The 21,991-nt window shown below is 60.5% G+C and carries 20 protein-coding genes; 11 read left to right on the top strand and 9 right to left on the bottom strand.

Annotated elements, in window-relative coordinates; genetic code table 11:
* The first annotated feature begins 9 nt into the window (after window positions 1-9).
* From mreC to rpe, 6 genes are read left to right on the top strand one after another with little or no spacing between them, the layout of a single operon-like run.
* On the top strand, window positions 10-915 hold the full coding sequence (gene mreC, locus Q1B16_RS16730) for a rod shape-determining protein MreC (RefSeq protein ID WP_299791373.1): 906 nt from the start codon (window positions 10-12) through the stop codon (window positions 913-915).
* A complete protein-coding gene (locus tag Q1B16_RS16725) occupies window positions 915-1,451 on the top strand; it encodes a rod shape-determining protein MreD (protein WP_299791370.1) in 537 nt (178 codons plus the stop codon). The genes mreC and Q1B16_RS16725 overlap by 1 nt, the downstream gene beginning before the upstream one ends.
* Window positions 1,448-3,391 (top strand): penicillin-binding protein 2, encoded by a 1,944-nt coding sequence (mrdA, locus tag Q1B16_RS16720; protein ID WP_299791367.1) that lies wholly within the window; start codon window positions 1,448-1,450, stop codon window positions 3,389-3,391. The genes Q1B16_RS16725 and mrdA overlap by 4 nt, the downstream gene beginning before the upstream one ends.
* The gene (gene rodA / locus Q1B16_RS16715) at window positions 3,388-4,527 is read left to right on the top strand and encodes a rod shape-determining protein RodA (protein WP_299791364.1); all 1,140 of its coding nucleotides are present in this window, start codon (window positions 3,388-3,390) and stop codon (window positions 4,525-4,527) included. The genes mrdA and rodA overlap by 4 nt, the downstream gene beginning before the upstream one ends.
* Before the next feature lie 3 nt (window positions 4,528-4,530).
* Window positions 4,531-5,466, top strand: a complete 936-nt coding sequence (locus tag Q1B16_RS16710) for a glyoxylate/hydroxypyruvate reductase A (RefSeq protein ID WP_299791361.1) — start codon at window positions 4,531-4,533, stop codon at window positions 5,464-5,466.
* A gap of 30 nt (window positions 5,467-5,496) precedes the next feature.
* On the top strand, window positions 5,497-6,174 hold the full coding sequence (gene rpe / locus Q1B16_RS16705; protein WP_299791358.1) for a ribulose-phosphate 3-epimerase: 678 nt from the start codon (window positions 5,497-5,499) through the stop codon (window positions 6,172-6,174).
* On the opposite strand, the gene Q1B16_RS16700 is transcribed toward rpe, so the two are convergent.
* Together Q1B16_RS16700 and Q1B16_RS16695 are read right to left on the bottom strand one after the other, a co-directional pair.
* Complete coding sequence (locus Q1B16_RS16700) at window positions 6,171-6,605, bottom strand: MaoC family dehydratase (protein WP_299791355.1); 435 nt, start codon at window positions 6,603-6,605, stop codon at window positions 6,171-6,173. The two genes, rpe and Q1B16_RS16700, sit on opposite strands and share 4 nt — an antisense overlap.
* Window positions 6,595-8,226 carry a long-chain fatty acid--CoA ligase gene (locus Q1B16_RS16695; protein WP_299791352.1) on the bottom strand — a complete coding sequence of 544 codons (1,632 nt, stop codon included), beginning with the start codon at window positions 8,224-8,226 and terminating at the stop codon, window positions 6,595-6,597. The genes Q1B16_RS16700 and Q1B16_RS16695 overlap by 11 nt, the downstream gene beginning before the upstream one ends.
* 91 nt (window positions 8,227-8,317) lie before the next feature.
* Between Q1B16_RS16695 and Q1B16_RS16690 the strand changes: the two genes are divergently transcribed.
* Window positions 8,318-9,337 carry an NADP-dependent oxidoreductase gene (locus tag Q1B16_RS16690; RefSeq protein ID WP_299791349.1) on the top strand — a complete coding sequence of 340 codons (1,020 nt, stop codon included), beginning with the start codon at window positions 8,318-8,320 and terminating at the stop codon, window positions 9,335-9,337.
* Here Q1B16_RS16690 and Q1B16_RS16685 read toward each other — a convergent pair.
* The 5 genes from Q1B16_RS16685 to Q1B16_RS16665 form a co-directional block, all read right to left on the bottom strand.
* On the bottom strand, window positions 9,334-10,866 hold the full coding sequence (locus Q1B16_RS16685; RefSeq protein ID WP_299791346.1) for an AAA family ATPase: 1,533 nt from the start codon (window positions 10,864-10,866) through the stop codon (window positions 9,334-9,336). The two genes, Q1B16_RS16690 and Q1B16_RS16685, sit on opposite strands and share 4 nt — an antisense overlap.
* A 38-nt stretch (window positions 10,867-10,904) precedes the next feature.
* The gene (locus Q1B16_RS16680; protein ID WP_299791343.1) at window positions 10,905-11,543 is read right to left on the bottom strand and encodes an acyl-homoserine-lactone synthase; all 639 of its coding nucleotides are present in this window, start codon (window positions 11,541-11,543) and stop codon (window positions 10,905-10,907) included.
* Between the two features lie 123 nt (window positions 11,544-11,666).
* Window positions 11,667-12,368 (bottom strand): autoinducer binding domain-containing protein, encoded by a 702-nt coding sequence (locus Q1B16_RS16675; protein ID WP_299791340.1) that lies wholly within the window; start codon window positions 12,366-12,368, stop codon window positions 11,667-11,669.
* Window positions 12,369-12,752: 384 nt separating this feature from the next.
* Entirely contained in the window at window positions 12,753-14,039 is a 1,287-nt protein-coding gene (gene ccrA, locus Q1B16_RS16670; protein ID WP_299791337.1) for a crotonyl-CoA carboxylase/reductase, read from the bottom strand.
* Between the two features lie 162 nt (window positions 14,040-14,201).
* Window positions 14,202-15,545, bottom strand: a complete 1,344-nt coding sequence (locus Q1B16_RS16665) for a 1-acyl-sn-glycerol-3-phosphate acyltransferase (RefSeq protein WP_299791334.1) — start codon at window positions 15,543-15,545, stop codon at window positions 14,202-14,204.
* A 270-nt stretch (window positions 15,546-15,815) separates the two neighbouring features.
* Between Q1B16_RS16665 and Q1B16_RS16660 the strand changes: the two genes are divergently transcribed.
* The 4 genes from Q1B16_RS16660 (at window position 15,816) to Q1B16_RS16645 (ending at window position 19,788) form a co-directional block, all read left to right on the top strand.
* The gene (locus Q1B16_RS16660; protein ID WP_299791331.1) at window positions 15,816-17,792 is read left to right on the top strand and encodes a protein meaA; all 1,977 of its coding nucleotides are present in this window, start codon (window positions 15,816-15,818) and stop codon (window positions 17,790-17,792) included.
* Between the two features lie 273 nt (window positions 17,793-18,065).
* Entirely contained in the window at window positions 18,066-18,377 is a 312-nt protein-coding gene (locus Q1B16_RS16655; RefSeq protein ID WP_299791329.1) for an H-NS histone family protein, read from the top strand.
* Between the two features lies 1 nt (window position 18,378).
* Window positions 18,379-19,083 (top strand): purine-nucleoside phosphorylase, encoded by a 705-nt coding sequence (gene deoD / locus Q1B16_RS16650; RefSeq protein ID WP_299791326.1) that lies wholly within the window; start codon window positions 18,379-18,381, stop codon window positions 19,081-19,083.
* An 81-nt stretch (window positions 19,084-19,164) separates the two neighbouring features.
* Window positions 19,165-19,788: a hypothetical protein gene (locus Q1B16_RS16645; RefSeq protein ID WP_299791323.1), complete on the top strand. Its 624-nt coding sequence runs from the start codon at window positions 19,165-19,167 to the stop codon at window positions 19,786-19,788.
* Here the strand turns inward: Q1B16_RS16645 and Q1B16_RS16640 are convergent.
* Window positions 19,785-20,639 (bottom strand): DUF1989 domain-containing protein, encoded by an 855-nt coding sequence (locus Q1B16_RS16640; RefSeq protein WP_299791320.1) that lies wholly within the window; start codon window positions 20,637-20,639, stop codon window positions 19,785-19,787. The genes Q1B16_RS16645 and Q1B16_RS16640 overlap by 4 nt on opposite strands.
* A gap of 125 nt (window positions 20,640-20,764) precedes the next feature.
* Window positions 20,765-21,934 carry a type III PLP-dependent enzyme gene (locus Q1B16_RS16635; protein WP_299791317.1) on the bottom strand — a complete coding sequence of 390 codons (1,170 nt, stop codon included), beginning with the start codon at window positions 21,932-21,934 and terminating at the stop codon, window positions 20,765-20,767.
* Window positions 21,935-21,991: the final 57 nt, after the last annotated feature.

Raw genomic sequence — 21,991 nt, 5'->3', positions numbered from 1 at the left:
GGGGAAGATTTGGCGAAGAACGGCACCAATAGCGAAGACTACACGACACCGCTGCGGCGACTGCTGCTGGCGTTCGTCGTTCTGTGCCTTCTTGGTCTCTTCTTCGTCTGGCGCATCGACAGCCCTCGCGTCGAACGCTTCCGCGCTGCCGTCATCGACACGGTGATCCCAAGCTTTGACTGGGCGATGGCCCCGGTGACAGCAACGGTGAACCTCGCGCGGGACTTCCGCAGCTACCAGCGAATCTACGAACAGAACCAGGAACTCCGTCGCGAACTACGCCAGATGGCGTCGTGGAAAGAGGCGGCCCTGCAACTTGAACAGGAAAACGCTAAGCTGCGCGACCTGAACAACGTACGGCTCGATCCACGGCTCACCTACATCACCGGGGTGGTACTGGCCGATTCCGGCTCGCCCTTCCGACAGTCGCTTCTCATCAACGTGGGCTCGCGCGACGGTATTGTTGACGGCTGGGCAACAATGGATGGCACCGGTCTCGTCGGGCGAATTTCGGGCGTCGGGCCGAACACCAGTCGCGTGATCATGCTGACGGATGCCACGAGCCGCATTCCGGCGACGATCCAGCCCTCAGGCCAGCGCGCCTTGATCGTTGGCGACAACACCTCCGCCCCACCGATCGACTTTCTGGAAAACCCCGATCAGGTGCGGCCCGGCGACCGGATCGTGACCTCCGGTGACGGCGACGTGTTCCCGCCCGGGCTTCTGATCGGGCAAGTGGCCCAAGACCCCGGTGGCCGTCTGCGCACCCGACTGGCTGCCGATTACGAGCGTTTGGAATTTTTGCGCGTCCTGCGCGATCACGGCGCGCGCCGCGTGTCGAACCCGTCGGCGTTGATCTTGCCCGAAACCGCCTCCGGCGAGATCGGGCCCACCGCAGTGGAGGCAGGGCAGTAATGGACTCCGGCCTTCTTCAGATCTGGGGCATGCGGCTCATGTTCGTCCTCGTGGCGCTGCTGATCCTGTTCTTCCATCTGCTGCCGCTGAACCCGGCGCCGAGCCAATGGGCCAGCCCGGACATCCTTGTCGCGGTCGTTTTTGCCTGGGCCGTGCGGCGTCCCGAATATGTCCCGATCCTGCTCTTGGCCGGGGTCATGCTGCTCGCGGACATGCTCCAGCAACGTCCCCCCGGCCTGTGGTCGGTTCTGGTGGTCTGCGCGGCCGAGTGGCTGAAGTCGCGGGAACGCCGCCAGCGGGAAACGACATTTGTTCTTGAATGGCTCACCTTCGCGGGTACCCTGATCGTGATCACGATCCTCTATCGCGCGGTGATGATGGTCCTTATCCTGTCCCCCGGAGCGCTCACACTGAGCTTTATTCAGGTGGTCATGACCATCGCCGCCTATCCTGCGGTCGTGGGAGTATCCTATTTTCTCTTCGGCATCCGCCGCGCGGCACCCGGAGACATGGACCGTTTGGGACGAACGCTATGAGACGAGCGCCAAAGGATACAGCGGAAAGCGTCCGCAAGATCTCGCGCCGCGGCCTCATTCTGGGCGGCGCGCAACTGGCCTTTGCCGGTGCGCTTGGTTTGCGCATGCAGCATCTCCAGGTGGATCAGGCCGATGAATTCCGCCTGCTTGCCGAAGAGAACCGCATCAACATCCGCCTGATCCCGCCGACGCGCGGTCAGATTTTCGATCGGAATGGCATCCTCATTGCCGCGAACGAACCCTCGTACCGCATCACGATGGTCAAGGAGGACGCGGGCGATATCGACGATGTGATCGGTCGGCTCTCCGCCTTGGTCGAACTGGATGAAGACGAGCTCAACCGCGCCCTGACCGAAATGCAGCGCAGCGCACCGTTCCTGCCCGTCACCGTGGCCGAACGCGTCACCTGGGACGACATCAGCCGCGTCGCTGTGAACGCCCCCGCCCTGCCCGGCGTCACACCCGAGGTCGGCCTGTCACGCGTCTACCCGCGCCGGGGCGATTTTGCGCATGTCGTCGGATATGTCGGCCCGGTCAGCGAACGGGATCTTGCCCGGTACGAGACGCCCGACCCCGTTCTGCGCATCCCGCGGTTCCAGATTGGCAAGGTCGGGATCGAAGCCCGCCACGAAGAGGTGCTGCGCGGCCGTGCCGGGGCCAAGCGTGTCGAAGTGAACGCGGTGGGTCGCGTCATGCGCGAACTCGATCGCCGTGAAGGCACTCCGGGTGCCGACATGCAGCTGACGGTCGACAGCAAGTTGCAGAGCTATATTCAGGCCCGCCTCGGCGAAGAAAGCGCCTCGGTCGTGGTGATGGATGTGAACAATGGCGACCTTTTGGGCATCGCTTCCTCGCCGTCATACGATCCAAACAAATTCGTGCGTGGGATCTCGGTCGCGGATTATGCCGTGCTGCGGGATAATGACCACCGCCCTCTGGCATCGAAAACCGTGCAGGACGCCTACCCGCCCGGGTCGACCTTCAAGATGGTGACCGCGCTCGCCGCAATGGATGCGGGGGTCGTCGCGCCCGACGATACCGTCTGGTGCCCCGGCCATATGCAGGTCAGCGGTCGCAGGTTCCACTGCTGGAAACGTGCAGGCCACGGGCATATGAACTTCGAACTGTCCCTGCGCGAAAGCTGCGACGTCTACTATTACGACTTGGCACTCAAGGTGGGGATCGAACGCATCTCCGAAACCGCGCGACGCCTCGGATTGGGTGAGGCGTTCGGTATTGGCATGTCCGCCGTCACCGAAGGGCTCATGCCGGACAAGGAATGGAAGAAACGTGAACGCGGCGCGGATTGGGTGATCGGCGATACCGTCAATGCCTCGATCGGCCAGGGCTTCGTTCTAAGCTCTCCGCTCCAGCTTGCCGTCATGACCGCGCGGCTTGCGACCGGGAAGAACGTCACCCCTCGCCTCGTGCGCCGGATTGGCGCGGCCGAGCCTGAGGCGCTTGGTGGTGAGGATCTTGGCTTCAACGAAAACCACCTGCGCCAGATCCGTCGCGCGATGTACGCCGTGAGCAACAACCGCCGCGGTACGGCCTATGGGTCGCGGATCATCGAAGAGACGTTCCGCATGGCAGGCAAGACCGGCACCAGCCAAGTGCGCAATATCACCGCCGCCGAACGCGCGCGTGGCGTGACCCGGAACGAAGACCTGCCCTGGAACCGGCGCGATCACGCGCTCTTCGTGAATTACGCCCCGTACGAGGCGCCCAAGATCGCCGTATCCGTCGTGGTCGAGCACGGCGGCGGCGGATCGGCTGCGGCGGCCCCGATTGCGCGCGATGTCACGCTTCAGGCGCTCTACGGGGAGGATCCCCCGCTTGACGCCTACCCGTCGAAGGATCGCGAACGCATCCGCACCCAGCAGGAACGCTTGCAACAGGTGCTGCAATCCAATGACCCGGACGGCCGGAGCCGCGCATGAGTTATCTTGAATATACGGTCAAAACCGTCCCGGCAGGATGGCGCAAGATGCTCTTCATCAACTGGCCTCTGGTCGTTCTGCTTGCGGCCATCGCCGGTGTCGGTCTCCTGATGCTTTATTCGGTTGCCGGCGGTTCCATGACGCCTTGGGCCGAACCGCAGATGAAGCGGTTTGCGCTGGGTCTGGCGATCATGTTCGTGGTCGCGATGGTGCCGATCTGGTTTTGGCGCAATATGTCGGTGATGGCCTATCTGATCGCCATGGTGCTTCTGGTGGCTGTGGAATTCTTCGGCTCCGTCGGCATGGGCGCGCAGCGCTGGATCGATCTGGGCTTCATGCGCCTGCAACCATCCGAATTGATGAAGATCGCTATGGTGATGGTTCTGGCGGCCTATTACGACTGGCTGCCGATCAAACGCATCTCGCACCCGTTCTGGGTGCTGATCCCCGTGTTCATCATCCTACTGCCAACGTTTCTGGTGCTCACCCAACCGGACCTCGGCACCGCCATCCTTCTTGTGGCCGGAGGCGGACTGATGATGTTCCTAGCCGGGGTGCATTGGGCCTATTTCGGAACGGTTCTCGCGGCGGGCATCGCAGGGGTCTACACGGTGTTCCTCAGTCGAGGCACGGATTGGCAACTGCTCAAAGACTACCAATTCCGCCGCATCGACACCTTCCTGGACCCGTCCTCCGACCCGCTTGGCGCGGGGTATCACATCACGCAGGCCAAGATCGCGATGGGCTCCGGAGGCTGGACCGGGCGCGGTTTCATGCAGGGCACACAATCGCGGCTGAACTTCCTGCCGGAAAAACACACTGACTTCATCTTCAACACGCTGGCCGAGGAATTCGGCTTCATCGGCGGGATTTCCCTGCTGCTGCTCTACGTCCTGATCCTCATCTTCTGCATCGTGTCGGCCTTGCAGAACCGCGACCGCTATTCTTCGCTTCTGATCCTCGGGATCGGCGTGACCTTCTTTCTCTATTTCGCGGTGAATATGTCCATGGTTATGGGGCTTGCGCCGGTTGTGGGTGTGCCCCTTCCTCTGGTCAGCTATGGCGGTTCGGCAATGCTTGTCTTGATGATCGCGTTCGGCCTTGTACAAAGCGCCCATATCCATCGCCCAAGGTAAGCCATGACCGTCAACATCCTGTTCGCCGCCCACGAGAAACGCTGGGCGCAGTACGAAACACCGTTGCGCACCGCTTTGGACGCCATCGGTATCGACTACGTGCTGTCGACCAGCCATCCGCCCGAGGACGTCGATTACATCGTCTACGCACCGAATTCGGACGTGCAGGATTTCACGCCCTATACGCGCCTCAAGGCCGTGCTGAACCTGTGGGCAGGGGTCGAAACCGCCGTCCACAACCCGACGCTCAAGGTTCCCTTCGCGCGCATGGTCGATGCCGAGGGTCTGACCCAGGGCATGGTCGAATGGGTCACCGGACACACGCTGCGCCACCATCTTGGCATGGACGCGCATATCGTGAATCCCGACCATGTCTGGACTGCCGAGGCGCCGCCAGTGGCAGCGGATCGGCCCGTGGGCATCCTGGGTCTCGGAGAGTTGGGCACGGCCTGCGGGCAGGCACTTGCCGCCTTGGGCTTCCCGGTGTCGGGCTGGGCGCGCAGCGCGAAGCAGATCGACGGCATAACCGCCTATCACGGCGACGACGGCCTACGCGAAATCCTGAGCACCTCCGAGATCGTCATTCTCCTTTTGCCCAGCACGCCAGCGACCGAAAACATCCTGAACGCCGAGACACTGTCGCTCTTGCCCAAGGGTGCGGTCATCATCAACCCGGGGCGCGGGCAGTTGATCGACGATGATGCCCTGATCGCGGCTTTGGACAGCGGTCAGGCCGGACATGCCACGCTCGATGTCTTCCGGGTCGAACCACTGCCTCCGGGACACCCCTACTGGGCCCATCCGAAGGTCACGGTCACTCCTCATATCGCGTCCGAAACTCGACCGCCCAGCGCCAGCCGGGCCATCGCCGAAAACATCCGGCGCGGCGAAGCGGGTGAGCCGTTCTTGCACCTTGTGGACCGGGACGCCGGATACTAAGCCCGCATCACCTCAACAGGAGCTGCCGCCATGAAATTTGACCGTTCGGTAAAAATCGCCCCCTCCATCCTGTCCGCCGACTTCGCAAATTTCGGCGCCGAGATTCAGGCGGTCGAAGCGCAGGGCGCGGATTGGATCCATGTCGATGTCATGGACGGTCACTACGTGCCCAATATCACCTTCGGCCCGGCCACCTGCGCCGCGATCCGTCCGCATATCAAGACCGTGATGGACGTGCACCTGATGATCGCCCCGGTCGATCCCTATATCCAGGCCTTCGCCGATGCGGGCGCCGACATCATCACCGCCCATGTTGAGGCCGGACCACACATCCACCGTACCCTACAGGCCATCCGCGCAACGGGCGCCAAGGCGGGTCTGGCGCTGAATCCCGGGACCCCCGCTGAGGCGGCGGCAACCCTGATGGACATGGTGGACCTGATTTGCGTGATGACGGTCAATCCCGGCTTTGGCGGACAGAAGTTCATTCACTCCTGCGTGCAGAAAGTGACCGAGCTGCGCGAGATGATCGGCGACCGCGAGGTGCATATCGAGATCGACGGCGGCGTCGATCCAAGCACCGCGCCACTGGTCGTGGCTGCCGGAGCCGATGTGCTGGTCGCAGGCTCCGCCGTGTTCAAGGGGGGATCGGTCGAAAACCCCGCACCCTATGGCGAAAACATCCGGGCGATCCGCGACTCCGTTTAGGCTGAGACTTCGAAAACATTGATCCAGCGCGCGACCAACGCTGGCCGCGCCGACCCTTCGATCTCGATCGAAACGTCCCAAACAACATCGTACCGCCCCGGTTTTTCCGTCACCTCGGCAACACTAAACCGTCCGCGTATCCGCTGCCCCGCACGCACTGGGCTGACAAAGCGGATGCGATCAAAGCCGTAGTTCAACCCTTGCACAAGCCCGGGAATATCCGGCTGCACATCGTAGGACATGGCCGACAGCATCGACAGCGTCAGAAACCCGTGTGCCATCGTTCCGCCCTGCGCTGCCATGCGCGCTTCATCCAGATGGATGAATTGCCAATCCTCGGTCACATCCGCAAAGGCACTGATCCGCTCCTGACTGATCTCGTACCACCGCGAGAGACCGGGCGGCATGGCGCGCAAGACTTCAGCGGACATCCGGCAGCACATACTCCGCGAATTGCTGGCGCAGGGTGAGCTTGGACACTTTACCGGTGGCGGTCAGCGGCAAGGCCTCAACGCAAACAAGGTCATCCGGCAACTGCCACTTGGCGAAATGCGGCTCCATCAGCGCGTGGATATCCGCCAGCTTGGGGTCACACCCTTCCTTGGGCACCACGACCAGAACCGGGCGCTCGTCCCACTTGGGATGTGCAATCGCGATCACCGCACAATTGGCCACATCGGGATGGGACATTGCCACATTCTCGAGATCGATCGAACTGATCCACTCCCCGCCCGATTTGATCAGGTCCTTGGATCGGTCCTGAATGCTCAGATACCCGTCGGGCGTGATGCTCGCCACATCTCCGGTGCCGAACCAACCTTCGGCATCCGTCGCCGCTTCGGTCGCCTCATCATTGTGGAAATAGCCGGAAATCACCGCATTGCCGCGCACGTAAAGCTCTCCCACAGCTTTGCCGTCATGTGGCAGACGCTTGCCAGTTTCATCGACGATCTTCAGGTCCACTCCGAACATCCGACGCCCCTGAAGCGCCTTTTTCGCCATGCGCGTGTCGAAGGGCGCATCGTCCATGGAATTCGGCAATTGCCCGGTTGTGCCGACCGGGCTCATTTCGGTCATACCCCAGGCGTGGCAAACGTCGATGCCCTTCTTCTCGAAAAACTCGATCATGCTGCGCGGCGCGGCGGAGCCGCCGATTACCACCTGATCCAGTTTCGACGGTGGCGTGCCCCGCGCTTCAATCTCGGCGCGCAAGCCCAGCCAGACGGTGGGAACACCCCAGCTTGCCGTGACCTGTTCGCTCTCCATCAGGTCGTAAAGCGACGGGCCATCCAGCTTGCCGCCCGGCATGACCAGCGACGCGCCGACAATCGGCGCGGCATAGGGCATGCCCCAGGAATTGACGTGGAACATCGGCACCACGGGTAATAGGCGCGCGCCTTCATGGAGGGAACGCGGCAATGTCACCGCAATGAAAAGCGCGTGCAACACAGTCGAGCGATGGGAATAAAGCGACCCCTTTGGGTTGCCGGTGGTCCCGGATGTGTAGCACAGGCCCGCCGCCGTATCTTCGGGCAGGTCTGGCCAGTCATAGTCAGTGGGTTCACCGCCTAGCAGGTCTTCGTAGCACAGCAGGTCCAGCGCCGTGTCCGGCATATGCGCCGCATCCGTCATCGCCACCAGCTTGAGATCGTTCGGCAGATGGTCCTTCAACGCCTCAAGGATCGGCACGAAGGTCAGGTCGACGAACAGCACACGGTCTTCGGCGTGACCGATGATATACAGCATCTGCTCGGCGGACAGACGCGGGTTGATCGTGTGACAGACGGCGCCCATGCCCGAAATCGCGTAGTAAAGCTCGAAATGCCGGTAGCCGTTCCACGCCAATGTCGCGATGCGGTCGCCTTGGGTTACGCCCAGCGATTTCAACCCATGTGCCAGTTGCGCGGTGCGTTTGAACGTGTCGGCGTAGCTCTGACGGTGCAGATCGCCCTCGGTGCGCACGGACACGATCTCTCCGGCACTGTGGATTTCCGCCGCGTAGCGAAGCAATTCGATCACCGACAATGGCCGGTTCATCATCATTCCCTGCATCAAGCCCTCCCTTGCCTTCTGCGCTGTGCTTCCAGATACACTGATGATCCGACCGAACACGCGCAACCCCAAACCTTGAGGAAGAGAATTCATGTCCGACACACTGTCCCGCATCACTCTGGCCCGCCGCCCGAAAGGAGACCCGGTTCCGGAGGACTTCAAGCTTGAGACAGGCGCATGTCCCTCGCCAGCCGAGGGGGACGTTCTGATCGAGGTCACGCATCTGTCGCTTGATCCGTACATGCGAGGCCGCATGGATGAAGCCAAGAGCTATGCCCCTTCGGTCGATCTGGGCGGCACCATGACCGGCCAGGGCGTCGGGCGCGTGCTAGAGAGCAAGGCCGACGATTTTGCCGAAGGGGACATCGTGACCGGGATGACCGGCTGGGCCAGCCACGCCTGCCTGCCCGGGTCCGAGCTTCGCAAGCTCGATCCCTCTTTGCCGCCTTCCACCGCGCTTGGCGTTCTGGGGATGCCGGGGCTGACGGGCTGGGTTGGCCTGCACAGCTTCGGCAAGCCCAAGAAGGGCGAAACGCTCGTTGTCGGCGCCGCCACCGGCCCGGTCGGGTCGATGGTCGGCCAATTGGCGAAACAGATGGGACTGCGCACCGTCGCCATCGCCGGGGGTGACGAGAAATGCCGCCTTGCCACGGACACATTCGGCTTCGATGCAGCCATCGACCACCGCGCGCACGACGACGCGAAGTCGCTGCGCGCCGCCATTGCCGATGCCGCACCGGACGGGGTCGATATCTACTGGGAGAACGTGGGCGGGAAGACGCTCGAGGCTGTGATGCCGCTGATGAATGTGCACGGACGCATTCCGCTCTGCGGCATGGTCGCGTGGTATGGCGGGTCGAACATCGCCACCGAAAACCAGCTTCCCGGCATGTGGCGCAATATCCTGGTGAAGCGGCTTCAGGTGTCGGGCTTCATCATCTTCGACCATTGGGACCAATACCCGGCCTTCCTCAAGGACGTGGCACCCAAGGTCGCGGCGGGTGAAATCACGTACATCGAAGATGTCGCGACCGGTCTCGAAAACGCGCCGGATGCCTTCATCGCAATGCTGAAAGGCGGCAACACGGGCAAGCAGATCGTCAAGCTTTAGAAATCGGCTTCGACTTCCAATGCAAGCGGGGCTGCGGGAGTGGCCTTCAGGTCATCGACCCGCAGCGGTCCGGTCGGCTTCGACAGCCGGTTGCGCACGACCCAGTGTAACCGCGTCGAGGCCCGCGTGATCGCGACATAAGCCAGACGTTTCCACAAGGGCTGGCCCGCCTCGCTTCGCCCCATGCGCGCAGCGGCGTAAAGATCGGGCGCAAAGACCTGCACCTCGTCCCATTGCGACCCCTGCGCCTTGTGGATCGTCACCGCCGCGCCGTGTAGGAACGTCGCCCCCATACGCGCGGCAAAGGGGATAAAGGGTTCTTCCTCGTCAGGCTTCTCGATCTTCACGATGGACGCTGCCGACACCTGCGGGTCTTCCGCTCCGATCACGTGAAGTCGTGAAAACCCCGGCTTGCGCCCCGGCCCGAGATAGATCACCTGCGCGCCCTTGATCAGCCCCCGCGCCTCGAGATCCAGTCGTTTCTTGCGATGCTTGAGCGGCAATTCGATCCCGTCGCAAATCAGCGGCTCCCCTTCGAGCAACGAATCCTCGGGTGCCCCATGCACCGCACGGAACGCGTGGATCAGCCGAATGCGCGTCGCATTGCGCCAGACCAGAACGGGGGATCGCGCCATCAGGTCAACCTCGACCCGTTGACCCAGAACCACGCGATCATCGGTGCGCGAGATGTCCTCGACCATCCGCTCGAACCCGTCGAACTCAAGCTGGGGATCGGCAAGCGCATGGGCGAGATCGAGGATCGGATTGTCGGCGTCCTGCCGGTGGATGCGGCTCAGGTTCAGCACCTGGCTGGGTGCCAAGGTTTCGAACACCATCTTGCCCGACTGGTTGACCGGGGCGAGCTGCGCCGGATCGCCGAACAGAAGCAGATTCGGAAAAATCTCGCGCAGGTCCTCGACCTGCCGTTCATCCAGCATCGACGCTTCGTCAACGAACCCGATATCAAGCGGATCTTCACGGCGTTTCCAGCCGGTGATGAAGTCAGATCCCCGCAAGCCAGCAGCCGCTAAGGCCGCCGGGATCGACTTGTGCGACTCGAAGGAGATTTGCGCGCGGGCCAGCGCCTCTTCGGTCAGCCCTTCGATCTCGGGCTTGTCGCCATTGCCCATCAACCATTCGGCGATGCGTTCATATTCCGGGTCATAGACCGGCGTGTAGAGGATGCGGTGAATGGTGGTGGCCGGCACGCCGCGCATCCGCAACACGAATGCCGCCTTGTTCGTAGGGGCCAAAACGGCCAGCGTGCGGCGATCCTTGCGGCGGCGACCCTCATAATCGCCCGAAACGATATCGACACCGGCGGCTTGCAGCGACTTGCACAGCTCGGCCAGAAGCAGCGTCTTGCCCGAACCGGCCTTTCCGGTGATCGCCATGATCTTGGTCTTGCCGTCGCGCGGTGGCAGCAAAATTCCGTCGTCCAGGTCGATCCCCGCCTCACGCAGCATGTCGGCCACGGCGTCATGCGCGGCGGCCTGATCTTCTGAATACGTGAGCGCGGGCAATGTCATGCGCGAACCCTATAGGCCCGCGCTCAGAGGCACCAGAGTCAGGCCGCACTAACATCGGGTTGCGGCACCACGTCACCAAAGGCGGCATCGAACCAACAGCGCGAGGCGTGTAACGGGACACCTGCCACACGCGACACCTGCTTTTGCGCGGCCTCGCTGAACTCCCACAGACCGACACTGATCGCCTGGCGTCCCTCGCCCTGCGTGCCGAGCACTTCCGGGGCCGCGCCGATCCGATTGTAAATCCGCACCATGCGCGCGTCGAACACGCCGACGAAATGTTGCACGCCAAAGCCCTGCATGATCTCGCCCCCCGCCAGCATCAACGCCGCAGCCGTTCCAGGCTCGGTCTCGCGCGCGAGACAGAAGCGCGTGCATTCCCAGATCAAGGGGCTCTGAAAGGCAACGCCATCGGTGAGGTTCAAGAAATGCTCGTTCACCATGGTGCGGCCCGTCGTCGGCAAAAAGCGCATCGACCCACCGTGCAGCCCGTTCGCTTTTTCCCAGATCACGTAAAGCGGGTTCAGGTCGTCGTATTCATCCCGCTCCTGTCCATCGGCATTGACCGTGACCTCCCACCCCAACCGGGTTTTGAATTGGTCCGCGCGGTCTTCGAACATGGACCGCGCGAGGGCCGGGAAATTGGATAGTTGGTCGCCGTATAGATACCGAATCATGAGCCTGATCTCCGTTGCAGGAGCTCAGGCTGCGATCCAAAGGTGAATCGTTTCTTTCGACACCGTTCGTTGGCTATTGCTTGGCAGAATGTCGCCGACCCGGAAACAGTCCGCCGCGTTCCGTCAAACCACGATCAACCCCCGCGCCATCGCGCGCGCCACCGCATGGGTTGTGTTCAATGCGCCAAGCTTGAAGCGCGCGCTCTCGATGTAAACGCGCAAGGTATGCTCGGAAATGGAGAGCGTGTCTGCAACCTGCGCCCGGCTATAGCCAACCGCGAGGAGTGTCATCGTCTCAACCTCACGTGGCGACAGCGCCTGCGTCGGTTCAGGCGTGCGGCCGGGTTCAAGCCTCAGCGCAGTCTGATTGAAGTAGTGCGCCAGCAAAATGAGATCGCGGCGGTTCAATTCGGTAAAGCTTTTCCACGTTTCGTCGTCGCAGGTGTGACTGACCGTGAACAAGGCGAACTGACCGTTGGGCCCCCGGATCGGGATCGAATACCCCTGATTTCCGATCCCATGCGCGACCGCATCGCTCATGAGTGCACGCGCGGCCTTGCTCGACCAATCCAGACGCTTCCAATCGACCGGATGAAACCGCTGGTAACAGCCAAGCACCACCGGATCGATCCGAAGATATCCCTGATCAAGATATCGGGCGACCCACTTTGGGTCATAAGTGCCACAGCCATATTGCGTGCCGTTGCTGGACACCCAGTGATAGACCATGTCGTCGACCGCGTAATGATCACGCAGCCATTCTATGATGCTTTGTAATTCCTCAAGACGTTCTGCGCGTTCCAAACGCGCTATCACATCGTCCAACTGAGGCACTCTCTCCAAGAAGCCCACGGCCCATCCCTTTACCGCGCGACCCGAGCTCTGCCTGTGCCACCAGTTGGGTATCATCCAGCTTGGCGGCCAAGGCATCCAGATCGTTCGCGACAGCAAACGTCTTGAGGTCGGTCAACACGTCTATGATCCAATCATGTCCCATTTCAGCGTCACCTCCAGATAGTTAATAGAACGTTAATTCAACTCTAGCATGTGGTAATTTTTTGGCAAATTCCCTGATTCCAACTCCCCAGATCTGGCGAGGCGCCGGTTTCTAGAATCCTGATTTGCCTAAAACCGCCCTCATGCCACAGAAAAACCCGCGAACCGGTGTGGTCCGCGGGTCTCTGATACACTCAAGAGGTAATCAGATCGTTACGATCCGGCGGCCAACGCGTCCTCGAACGTGCGCAACCCGGTCTTCGGGGACTGGACCAAGACGGCCATATTGCCCGGCTTGTGTTCGTTGCGCAGCATCTTGGTATGAGCCTGCGGGATTTCGTTCCACGGGAACACCTCGGACATGCAGGGATCGAGACGGCGCTCCACCATAAGCTGGTTTGCCGAGGCCGCCTGTTTCAGATGCGCGAAGTGAGAGCCCTGCAAACGCTTCTGGTGCATCCACATATACCGCACGTCGAACGTACAGTTGAAGCCCGTCGTGCCGGCGCAAATCACGACCATGCCGCCCTTTTTGCAGACCAGCGTGGAAACGGGGAACGTGCTTTCACCCGGATGCTCGAACACCATGTCGACGTTCTTGCCCTTGCCGGTGATGTCCCAGATCGCCTTGCCGAACTTACGCGCCTCGGTGAACCACTCCTTATATTCAGGCGTATTCACCGTGGGCAGTTGGCCCCAGCACTTGAATTCCTTGCGATTGATGACGCCCTTGGCGCCCATCGACATGACGAAGTCACGCTTGTCTTCATCCGAAATGACGCCGATCGCGTTCGCCCCGGCCGTGTTCGCCAACTGGATCGCGTAGGACCCCAATCCACCCGACGCGCCCCAGACCAGAACGTTCTGACCCGGGCGCAATTCATGCGGCTGGTGGCCGAACAACATCCGGTATGCCGTGGCCAGTGTGAGCGTATAGCACGCGCTTTCTTCCCAAGTCAGATGCTTGGGACGCGGCATCAACTGCTGCGCCTGCACGCGGGTGAACTGGGCAAAAGAACCGTCATGCGTTTCATAGCCCCAAATGCGCTGGGTCGGGCTGAACATCGGGTCGCCGCCGTTGCATTCCTCGTCGTCGCCGTCGTCCTGGTTGCAGTGGATGACGACCTCGTCACCGACCTTCCAGCGCTTCACCTTGTCACCGACCTTCCAGACGATGCCCGAGGCATCGGAGCCCGCGATGTGATACGGCTGCTTATGACCATCAAAGGGGCTGATGGGCTGGCCAAGACCGGCCCAGACGCCGTTGTAATTGACGCCAGCGGCCATCACGAGGACCAGCACTTCGTGGCTGTCGATCTCCCACGTGTCGACCACTTCGACCTCGAAGGCCTGCTCCGGCTCGCCATGGCGCTCACGACGGATCGCCCAGGCGTACATTTTCTTTGGCACATAGCCCAACGGGGGCATTTCGCCGATCTCGTACAAGTCCTTCTCGGGCGCGTCATATGCCGCGATGCCGGTCTGCTGATCCAATGCCATCGGAGCCTCCTTCCGTGATGTCCAATCTGTGCCGCAATGCAGAATCGCGGCGTCTGATCCTGAAATATGTGCAGGATTGAAATTTTGCAATAAGATTTCGGTCAATTTTGTAATTTTATGACCGAGCGAGCGCAGCATTTCGTTCGCACATGCAGAACTTCGCTACATCAAGTGTTTGATCGAATTCGCATAGAAGCCAGCCAGCGCATCCTTTCCGTCCGAGATGCTGACCACGCCATCTTCCTCGACCACGATCCGCCTCTCCAGGAGATTGCGCAGTCCAAAATCGACCGCGTAATCAAGACTGTTTCGAGGGACATGAACCTGCGCATCTTTAAGCCGATCCATTTCTTTGCTGTATGCGATCTCTAGCGCCTCGCGCGTCATTGGCCCGTCCCGAAGCAGCAAGGACGCAATCAATGGCACCGGGAGGACGGGCACCGAAGACGAGATCCGCGACATGATCGTCGCGGAGATCGCCTCTGGCCGGTCATGCCCGCCTTCGACGGAACTCAGCAACAGGGGCTCTCCAAAGCTCACCGCCGCATAGCCGAAGCGGTGAAACCGCCCGCTGACACGCAGCCAGAGCTGTCGCAGAATGGCGCGGAACACAACGCTGATCTTGGCACGAAACTTTCGCTCACCCGTCTGTTGCGCCTTCATGAGTATCGTGTCCTCAAGCACCCGGTCGTAATTCAGGGCGACCGGGACGAAAACCACATCCCGCTTGGCGGATGCCGCGCCTTCGATGATGTATTTGAGGATACCCACCTTCGCTCGGCCGACACTTCCATCAAGGCTCAACCCACCTTCCGGGAAGACCGCCTGCGTGACCCCGGCTCCGGTGGCCTGCTGAACATATTTCGCCAGAACCTTTCGATAGAGATCGTTCCGGGATTTGCGCCTGATGAAATACGCCCCCATGGCCCGGATCAATCGCGACAGTGGCCAGACCCGCGCCCATTCGCCGACCGCGTAGGACAGCGCGGATCGATCGGCCGCGAGATAGGTCACAAGCACGTAATCCATGTTCGACCGATGGTTCATGACGAACACCACGGTTGCCTCGGGGTCCACCCCGGCCAATCCGGCATCCTGATGCACCATACGCACCCGGTACAAGGACGTGCTGAGCAGTCGGGCGGCGCGAATGGCGAAGCCGAAATAAGCCCAAGCCGAAAACGACGGCACAATCTCTCGTGCATAGCGGCGCGCACGTTCGAACGCCACATCCTCGCGCACACCTTCGGCTTGCGCGTGTTCGACAATCGCTTCCGTGACCTCGGGATCATAGATGAGGCGCTGGATCATGTCCTGCCGCCGCAGAAGCTTGAAAGGCTGGATCGGACGTTCAAGCCGTTCGTTCAGCCGCTTGACGGCACGCTCCATCCGCCTGCGAAAAAACCAGCGGACCGACGGAAACAGGAAATGCGACGCAAAGGTGACTGCCGCAAAGAGCAGGATCAAAATAAAAGCCCAAAGAGGCAGCGTCACCTGACTTGTCATGCCGCCACTCTTGCAACGAAGGCGGACAGGGTAAACCGCTTACGCAGGGTTTTGGGGCGGCTTGCCCGCTTTTTTGCAAATGGGCACGGCCCACTATGCTTGAGATAACGCGGCTTTGCCTATTCCAATGCCAGGCAGCTGGGATATGCTGTCACGCAGAAAAGTAACCGATGCCGCAACGCAGCGAATTGACAGCGATATAATGTTTCACGTATGCATCGCAAAACGTAACAAGATTACCGCGTAAACCTCGCCCTCGACGGAGCTGACATGACAGACGCCCAGACCCCGCCCCGTGACCGTCCTTGGTTGATCCGCACATATGCAGGCCACTCGACTGCGCAAGCGTCCAACGCGCTTTACCGGTCGAACCTGTCCAAGGGTCAGACCGGTCTATCGGTGGCCTTCGATCTGCCGACGCAAACGGGATATGACAGCGATCACATACTGGCGCGTGGCGAGGTGGGCAAGGTGGGCGTGCCTGTGAGCCATCTTGGCGACATGCGGACATTGTTCGATCAAATTCCGCTCGAACAGATGAACACCTCCATGACGATCAACGCGACCGCCCCGTGGCTTCTGGCGCTCTATGTCGCCGTGGCCGAGGAACAGGGCGCGGATGTGTCCAAACTGCAAGGCACCGTGCAGAACGATTTGATCAAGGAATACCTGTCGCGCGGCACCTATATCTGCCCGCCGAAACCGTCGCTCAAGATGATCGGGGACGTGGCCGAATATTGCTACACGCACATTCCCAAATGGAATCCGATGAACGTGTGTTCCTATCACTTGCAAGAGGCTGGCGCGACGCCGGAACAGGAACTGTCCTTCGCCTTGGCCACCGCGATCGCCGTGCTTGACGAACTCAAACCGCGCGTCCCCGCCAAAGACTTCCCGGCACTCTGTGGACGCATCAGCTTTTTCGTCAACGCGGGCATCCGGTTTGTCACCGAAATGTGCAAGATGCGGGCCTTCGTCGATCTCTGGGACGAGATCCTCGAACAACGCTACGACGTCACCGACCCCAAGTACCGCCGCTTTCGCTATGGCGTGCAGGTCAACAGCCTTGGCTTGACCGAACAGCAGCCCGAAAACAACGTCTACCGCATCTTGATCGAAATGCTGGCGGTCACGCTCTCCAAGAAAGCCCGCGCTCGCGCGGTGCAGCTTCCCGCATGGAACGAGGCCCTCGGCCTGCCGCGCCCGTGGGACCAGCAATGGTCGATGCGGATGCAGCAGATCCTGGCTTATGAAACCGATCTTCTGGAGTTCGATGACCTGTTCGACGGCAACCCAGCCATTGACGCAAAGGTCGAACAGCTCAAAGAGGGCGCGCGCGCCGAACTGGCGAACCTCGCCTCCATGGGCGGCGCCATCGGAGCGATTGACTACATGAAGGGGCGTCTGGTCGATTCCAATGCTGACCGCCTGAACAAGATCGAACGCAACGAAACCATTGTCGTCGGCGTGAACAAATGGATCGAAGGCGAACCGTCTCCCCTTCAGACCGAGGACGGTGGCATCATGGTTGTCGACCCGGCGGTAGAACAGGAACAAATCAAGCGCCTGAACGCGTGGCGATCCGAGCGCGACAGCGACGCGGTGCAAAAGGCGCTAGCCGACTTGCGCGCTGCCGCGAAGGAAGGCGCAAACGTCATGCCAGCCTCCATAGCTTGTGCAAAAGCCGGCGTCACCACCGGAGAATGGGCTGGCGAAATGCGAGCCGTTTACGGCGAATACCGTGGACCCACCGGCGTGTCGAAATCTGTCTCCAACAAGACCGAAGGCCTCGACGACATCCGCGAGGCGGTCAACGCCGTCAGCGATCGCCTTGGCCGCCGCCTCAAGTTCCTTGTCGGCAAGCCAGGCCTTGACGGCCATTCCAACGGCGCCGAACAGATCGCCTTCCGCGCCCGCGATTGCGGGATGGAGATCGACTATGAAGGCATCCGCCTCACCCCGGACCAGATCGTCGCCGCAGCGCGCGACAATGACGTCCACGTCGTTGGACTTTCGATCCTGTCAGGCAGCCATATCCCGCTTGTCGAGGACATGATGGCCAAAATGCGCGATGCTGGCCTCGGGCACATCCCCGTGATCGTCGGAGGCATCATTCCAGACGAAGACGCCAAACGCCTGCGCGCTATGGGAGTCTCAAAGGTGTATACGCCCAAGGACTTTGAATTGAATGCGATCATGATGGACATCGTGACTTTGGCCGACCCGCAGGCGGTTGCCGCAGAATAAGTCATCAACCATCTTATCCATTCTCGACGCGACGCTTGAACTTTCGACGCACTCGTTTTTTTTAAAGATGTTCACGATGAAATGGATGGAGGAGTCCGGAGTCATGGCATCGATGTTGCAATCCAAGGCGGGAAACTGACGCTATTGCGCGTCGATTGACATCCAAACCTTGCAAAACATTCGCTCATCAATAGTGAAATACGCCTCTCGAATTGACTTGATCTGCAATAGCGTATTCAAGAAATGCATCTTATTTAAGTCTTGGAGGGACGAATGAGCATCGATCTGAATAATATGTCCAAAGACGAGCTCAAAAAGCTCATCAAAGACGCCGAAAAAGCACTCAAAACGATTGAAACGCGGCGTCTGACAGAAGCCAAGAAAGCCGCCGAATCGGCTGCCAAGGAATATGGTTTCTCCTTGGACGACCTTTTGGGAGGTGCTCCGAAGAAAGGCTCCAAGAGCGCTCCCAAGTATCGCAATCCGGCCAATCCGGAGCAAACCTGGACCGGCAAGGGACGCAAACCCAATTGGGTCAATGACGCGCTGGCGTCCGGGAAAACCATGGAAGATCTGAAGATCTGAAATGACAGTCCATATCGGAGCCCAAAAAGGCGAGATTGCCGAAACGGTCCTCATGCCCGGAGATCCCTACCGGGCGAAATGGGCTGCGGAAACGTTTCTCGAAGATCCGCAACTGGTCAACGAAGTACGCGGAATGCTCGGTTTCACTGGGATATGGAACGGCCATCGCGTCACGATTCAGGGCTCGGGGATGGGCATGCCCTCGCTGTCGATTTACGCCAATGAATTGATCCGGGATTACGGTGCCAAAACGTTGATCCGGATCGGGTCGTGTGGCGGAATGCAGCCCCATGTCGGAATTCGTGATGTCATTCTGGCAATGACCGCGAGCACTCTGTCGACACCGTCGCGCGGCATATTCAAGGAATTGAACTTCGCACCTTGCGCCGACTGGACCCTGCTGAGCGCAGCCGCCAAGGCCGCAAAGGCGAAAGGCACCAAAACTCATGTCGGCGGCATCTATTCCTCTGACGTGTTCTACGATGAACGCCCGGATCTGAATGAACAGATGACACGGCACGGTATTCTGGGCGTCGAAATGGAAGCCGCGGAACTCTACAACCTCGCCGCGCGCCATTCGGTCCGCGCACTGGCGGTTCTGACCGTCTCGGACCATCTTCAAACCGGAGAAGCTTTGCCGTCGGAAGATCGCGAACGCAGCTTCGGCGATATGGTAGAAATCGCGCTGACGGCGGCGTTTACCTGAATTGGAAACAACGGGCCGGGAAACCCATGATTTTCCCAGCCCGTTCCCATTTCCGCCACAATCTCTTGCGACACAATTCTGATGCCGCATTGGTTGATCGATATCTATGTCCTGCTGACAAGCCGCGTGCCAATTCCACGCATGTTGTTCCTTTTCAGCGTCGTGACCTTGTCACTCTTCACCCTGACAGCACATCATTCCGCAGCACTCTCACAGGTCGGCCTTGTCCTGCCGGTAATGTGTGCCCTCTTCGGGCACGTCGCCGTCGTCGCGGTCAAGCTGCCGGACACGCTCGAAACCTTTGACCGGATCGGCATTCCCAATGCCTCCGGCAAGCTTCTTCTGATCTGGCTTGCAGCTTACGCGGGGATCATGGCGCTTCCGTCTCTTGCGGTGGCGCAGCTTGCGCTGACACTGGCGATCGCCATTTACCTCGCCCTTTTCGTCGTGACCGTTTACCTCTTTGACGATGGCGGCAAGGTTGGCTGGTTCGCCCGTGATTGGGATGAAGGGCAGCGCAACGCTGCCAACTGGAATGTCATTCGCCTGCTGGGGTTGATCCTGTTAAACGAAGCCGCGGCGCGACATGGCACAGCCTTCGACTGGATCGTCGCGATCACGCTCGGGGCGATCGCGCTGCACTACCTGATGTATTGGACGATCCTCGCCACACACCCTTATGACAAGACCACGCGGTCGGATTAGGTTTCGCGCCCGTGGCTGCGGTCGTAACCGTTGACCGGTGGTGAACTCCAGCCAGTGAGCGCGCCCTGTGCAGGCTTCAAAATCTCGACCCTCAAGGGATAACAAACCGCGACATCGCTCGTATGTTCAGCCGAGCAATCTCCGCCGGGACAGGCTGACAGCGCGCCCAACAGGTCGATTTCGGCAAAAAATGTCAAATGATCACCTGGCCGGACCGGGCTTGCCTTCATGAAATACTGGCCCGTGTCTCGTGTGAAACCGGTGCACATGAAGACATTCAACACGTCATGCACATGCGGTTCCGCCTCTTCCACCGACAGTCCCGTCGCATCCGCCAAAGCCCGCGTCAGGTTCGAATGGCAGCAATGATGGTACTGGACTCCGGATAACAAGTTGCCGGTATACGGATCGCACCGCGTCCCGATCACGTCATGCACCGACCCTCCAAAGGTGTCGATCCCGTACCAATCCAACGTATCCTCAACAACCGTCGCCATCGGCCGCAGGGTCGGGAAAGACGACCAAAGTCGCTCTGCGGTCGTTACATGCGTCCCGTGCAGCGCGCGCGTCTTGCCGGAATAGAACCGCTCTGACAGGTCATTCGCGTTCCAAAGGTTCAGATCGCCAACCTGCGGCCCGTCCACACTCACGATCCTGAAAAACGATCCGGCAGGCACGCGAAAACTGCACGCGTCACGCGGAGCGGCCTCAACTGTTTCGACGAGTTCTGCCCCGGCCAGCGCGCGCGCATAGAGCGCGAGGTCCGGACTGGGCAGCGTGTCATTGGGATAGCAAATCACCGGCGCAACCGCGCGGCGCGCTTCGGCATCTTCTGGGGCAGCATGGCTCATCGCGAATTCCGTTTTTTTTCGCAATGAACGACACGTCGGTTCGAAAGACAACCGTAGGCCGGACAAATTTGCCCGACCTACTGACGCCCGCCGCGCACCTCCCCGATTGCAGCGGGCAGGAGACTTCAGATAGCGATCACGTCCAGCGGAGGAAAGCCATTGAACCCGACCGATGCATAGGTCGAGGTGTAGGCCCCGCAGTTGCGGATCACGATACGGTCTCCGGATTGCAAACCCAGCGGCAATTGCACGGGTTGCTTTTCGTACAGCACATCTGCGCTATCGCAGGACGGGCCGGCCAGAATGCACGCACCTGTCGGCTCGTGATCGCGGTCGGTGATGAACTGGTAGCGGATCGCTTCATCCATTGTTTCTGCCAGACCCGAAAACTTGCCGATGTCGAGGTAAACCCAACGATGCAACTCGCTGTCCGACTTGCGCGATACCAGAAGGACCTCGGCGGCGATAGCGCCAGCTTCGGCCACCAGACCACGGCCCGGCTCTGCCATGATGGCAGGGATGTCGCCAAAGCGGTCGTGGATTTGGCGCATCACGGCACCAGCGTAATTCTGAGGCGCGTCCAGTTCCTGACCGTAGAACGCAGGGAAACCACCACCGATGTTGAGAAGCGACAGCTCGAAGCCCTGCGCTTTGAGCCCGTGCCAAACCTCGGCCACCTGGTCGAGCGTTTCACCCCACATCTCGGCCTGGCGGGTCTGCGAGCCAACGTGGAACGACAGACCAACCGGTTTCAAACCCAGTTCGATGGCGAGCGCGAAAAGCGACGGTGTCTTGTCCAACGCACAGCCGAACTTGCGCGACAGCGGCCAATCCGCGTGCAGCGACCCGACGATGAGGCGGATATAGACCTCTGCACCCGGCGCATGTGCAGCCAGCTTGTGCAGTTCCTCTTCGGAATCGGCGGCGAAATGAGTAATCCCCTGCTCATGCGCCCAGGCAATATCAGAGGCACGTTTGATGGTGTTGCCGAAGGAGATGCGCGACACGTCGGCACCGGCGGCGAGACACATCTCGATCTCGACGCGGGATGCTGCGTCGAAATTGCTGCCCATCTCCACCAGCGTGCGCAGGATTTCCGGAGCCGGGTTCGCTTTGACCGCGTAGTGAATGCGTGCCCGACCCAGACCCTGGGCCAGCGCCGCGTATTGGCGTGCGACAGCCTCGGTGTCGATCACAAGCGTCGGACGCTCGAAACGGTTGCTCAGGATGAATGCTTCTGCACGGGATACAGATGCGTCTTCGCGGGCGGAAAGCCCGGTTACGTATGCGTTCATTGGTCATCTCCAATAGACCCGGCCATTCCGATTGCTCGGCACAGACCGCTCAGTTCT

Origin of the sequence: uncultured Marivita sp. (assembly GCF_947488135.1) — a bacterium.
Classification (GTDB): domain Bacteria; phylum Pseudomonadota; class Alphaproteobacteria; order Rhodobacterales; family Rhodobacteraceae; genus Marivita.
This window is presented reverse-complemented; position numbering and strand designations above follow the sequence as displayed.

Bases quoted from the DNA above. Each gene is read 5' to 3' on its own strand.
- Q1B16_RS16725 (WP_299791370.1), top strand. From the start codon at position 915: ATGGACTCCGGCCTTCTTCAGATCTGGGGCATGCGGCTCATGTTCGTC.
- mrdA (WP_299791367.1), top strand. From the start codon at position 1,448: ATGAGACGAGCGCCAAAGGATACAGCGGAAAGCGTCCGCAAGATCTCG.
- rodA (WP_299791364.1), top strand. From the start codon at position 3,388: ATGAGTTATCTTGAATATACGGTCAAAACCGTCCCGGCAGGATGGCGC.
- Q1B16_RS16710 (WP_299791361.1), top strand. From the start codon at position 4,531: ATGACCGTCAACATCCTGTTCGCCGCCCACGAGAAACGCTGGGCGCAG.
- rpe (WP_299791358.1), top strand. From the start codon at position 5,497: ATGAAATTTGACCGTTCGGTAAAAATCGCCCCCTCCATCCTGTCCGCC.
- Q1B16_RS16700 (WP_299791355.1), bottom strand. From the start codon at position 6,605: ATGTCCGCTGAAGTCTTGCGCGCCATGCCGCCCGGTCTCTCGCGGTGG.
- Q1B16_RS16695 (WP_299791352.1), bottom strand. From the start codon at position 8,226: ATGCAGGGAATGATGATGAACCGGCCATTGTCGGTGATCGAATTGCTT.
- Q1B16_RS16690 (WP_299791349.1), top strand. From the start codon at position 8,318: ATGTCCGACACACTGTCCCGCATCACTCTGGCCCGCCGCCCGAAAGGA.
- Q1B16_RS16685 (WP_299791346.1), bottom strand. From the start codon at position 10,866: ATGACATTGCCCGCGCTCACGTATTCAGAAGATCAGGCCGCCGCGCAT.
- Q1B16_RS16680 (WP_299791343.1), bottom strand. From the start codon at position 11,543: ATGATTCGGTATCTATACGGCGACCAACTATCCAATTTCCCGGCCCTC.
- ccrA (WP_299791337.1), bottom strand. From the start codon at position 14,039: ATGGCATTGGATCAGCAGACCGGCATCGCGGCATATGACGCGCCCGAG.
- Q1B16_RS16665 (WP_299791334.1), bottom strand. From the start codon at position 15,545: ATGACAAGTCAGGTGACGCTGCCTCTTTGGGCTTTTATTTTGATCCTG.
- Q1B16_RS16660 (WP_299791331.1), top strand. From the start codon at position 15,816: ATGACAGACGCCCAGACCCCGCCCCGTGACCGTCCTTGGTTGATCCGC.
- Q1B16_RS16655 (WP_299791329.1), top strand. From the start codon at position 18,066: ATGAGCATCGATCTGAATAATATGTCCAAAGACGAGCTCAAAAAGCTC.
- deoD (WP_299791326.1), top strand. From the start codon at position 18,379: ATGACAGTCCATATCGGAGCCCAAAAAGGCGAGATTGCCGAAACGGTC.
- Q1B16_RS16645 (WP_299791323.1), top strand. From the start codon at position 19,165: ATGCCGCATTGGTTGATCGATATCTATGTCCTGCTGACAAGCCGCGTG.
- Q1B16_RS16640 (WP_299791320.1), bottom strand. From the start codon at position 20,639: ATGAGCCATGCTGCCCCAGAAGATGCCGAAGCGCGCCGCGCGGTTGCG.
- Q1B16_RS16635 (WP_299791317.1), bottom strand. From the start codon at position 21,934: ATGAACGCATACGTAACCGGGCTTTCCGCCCGCGAAGACGCATCTGTA.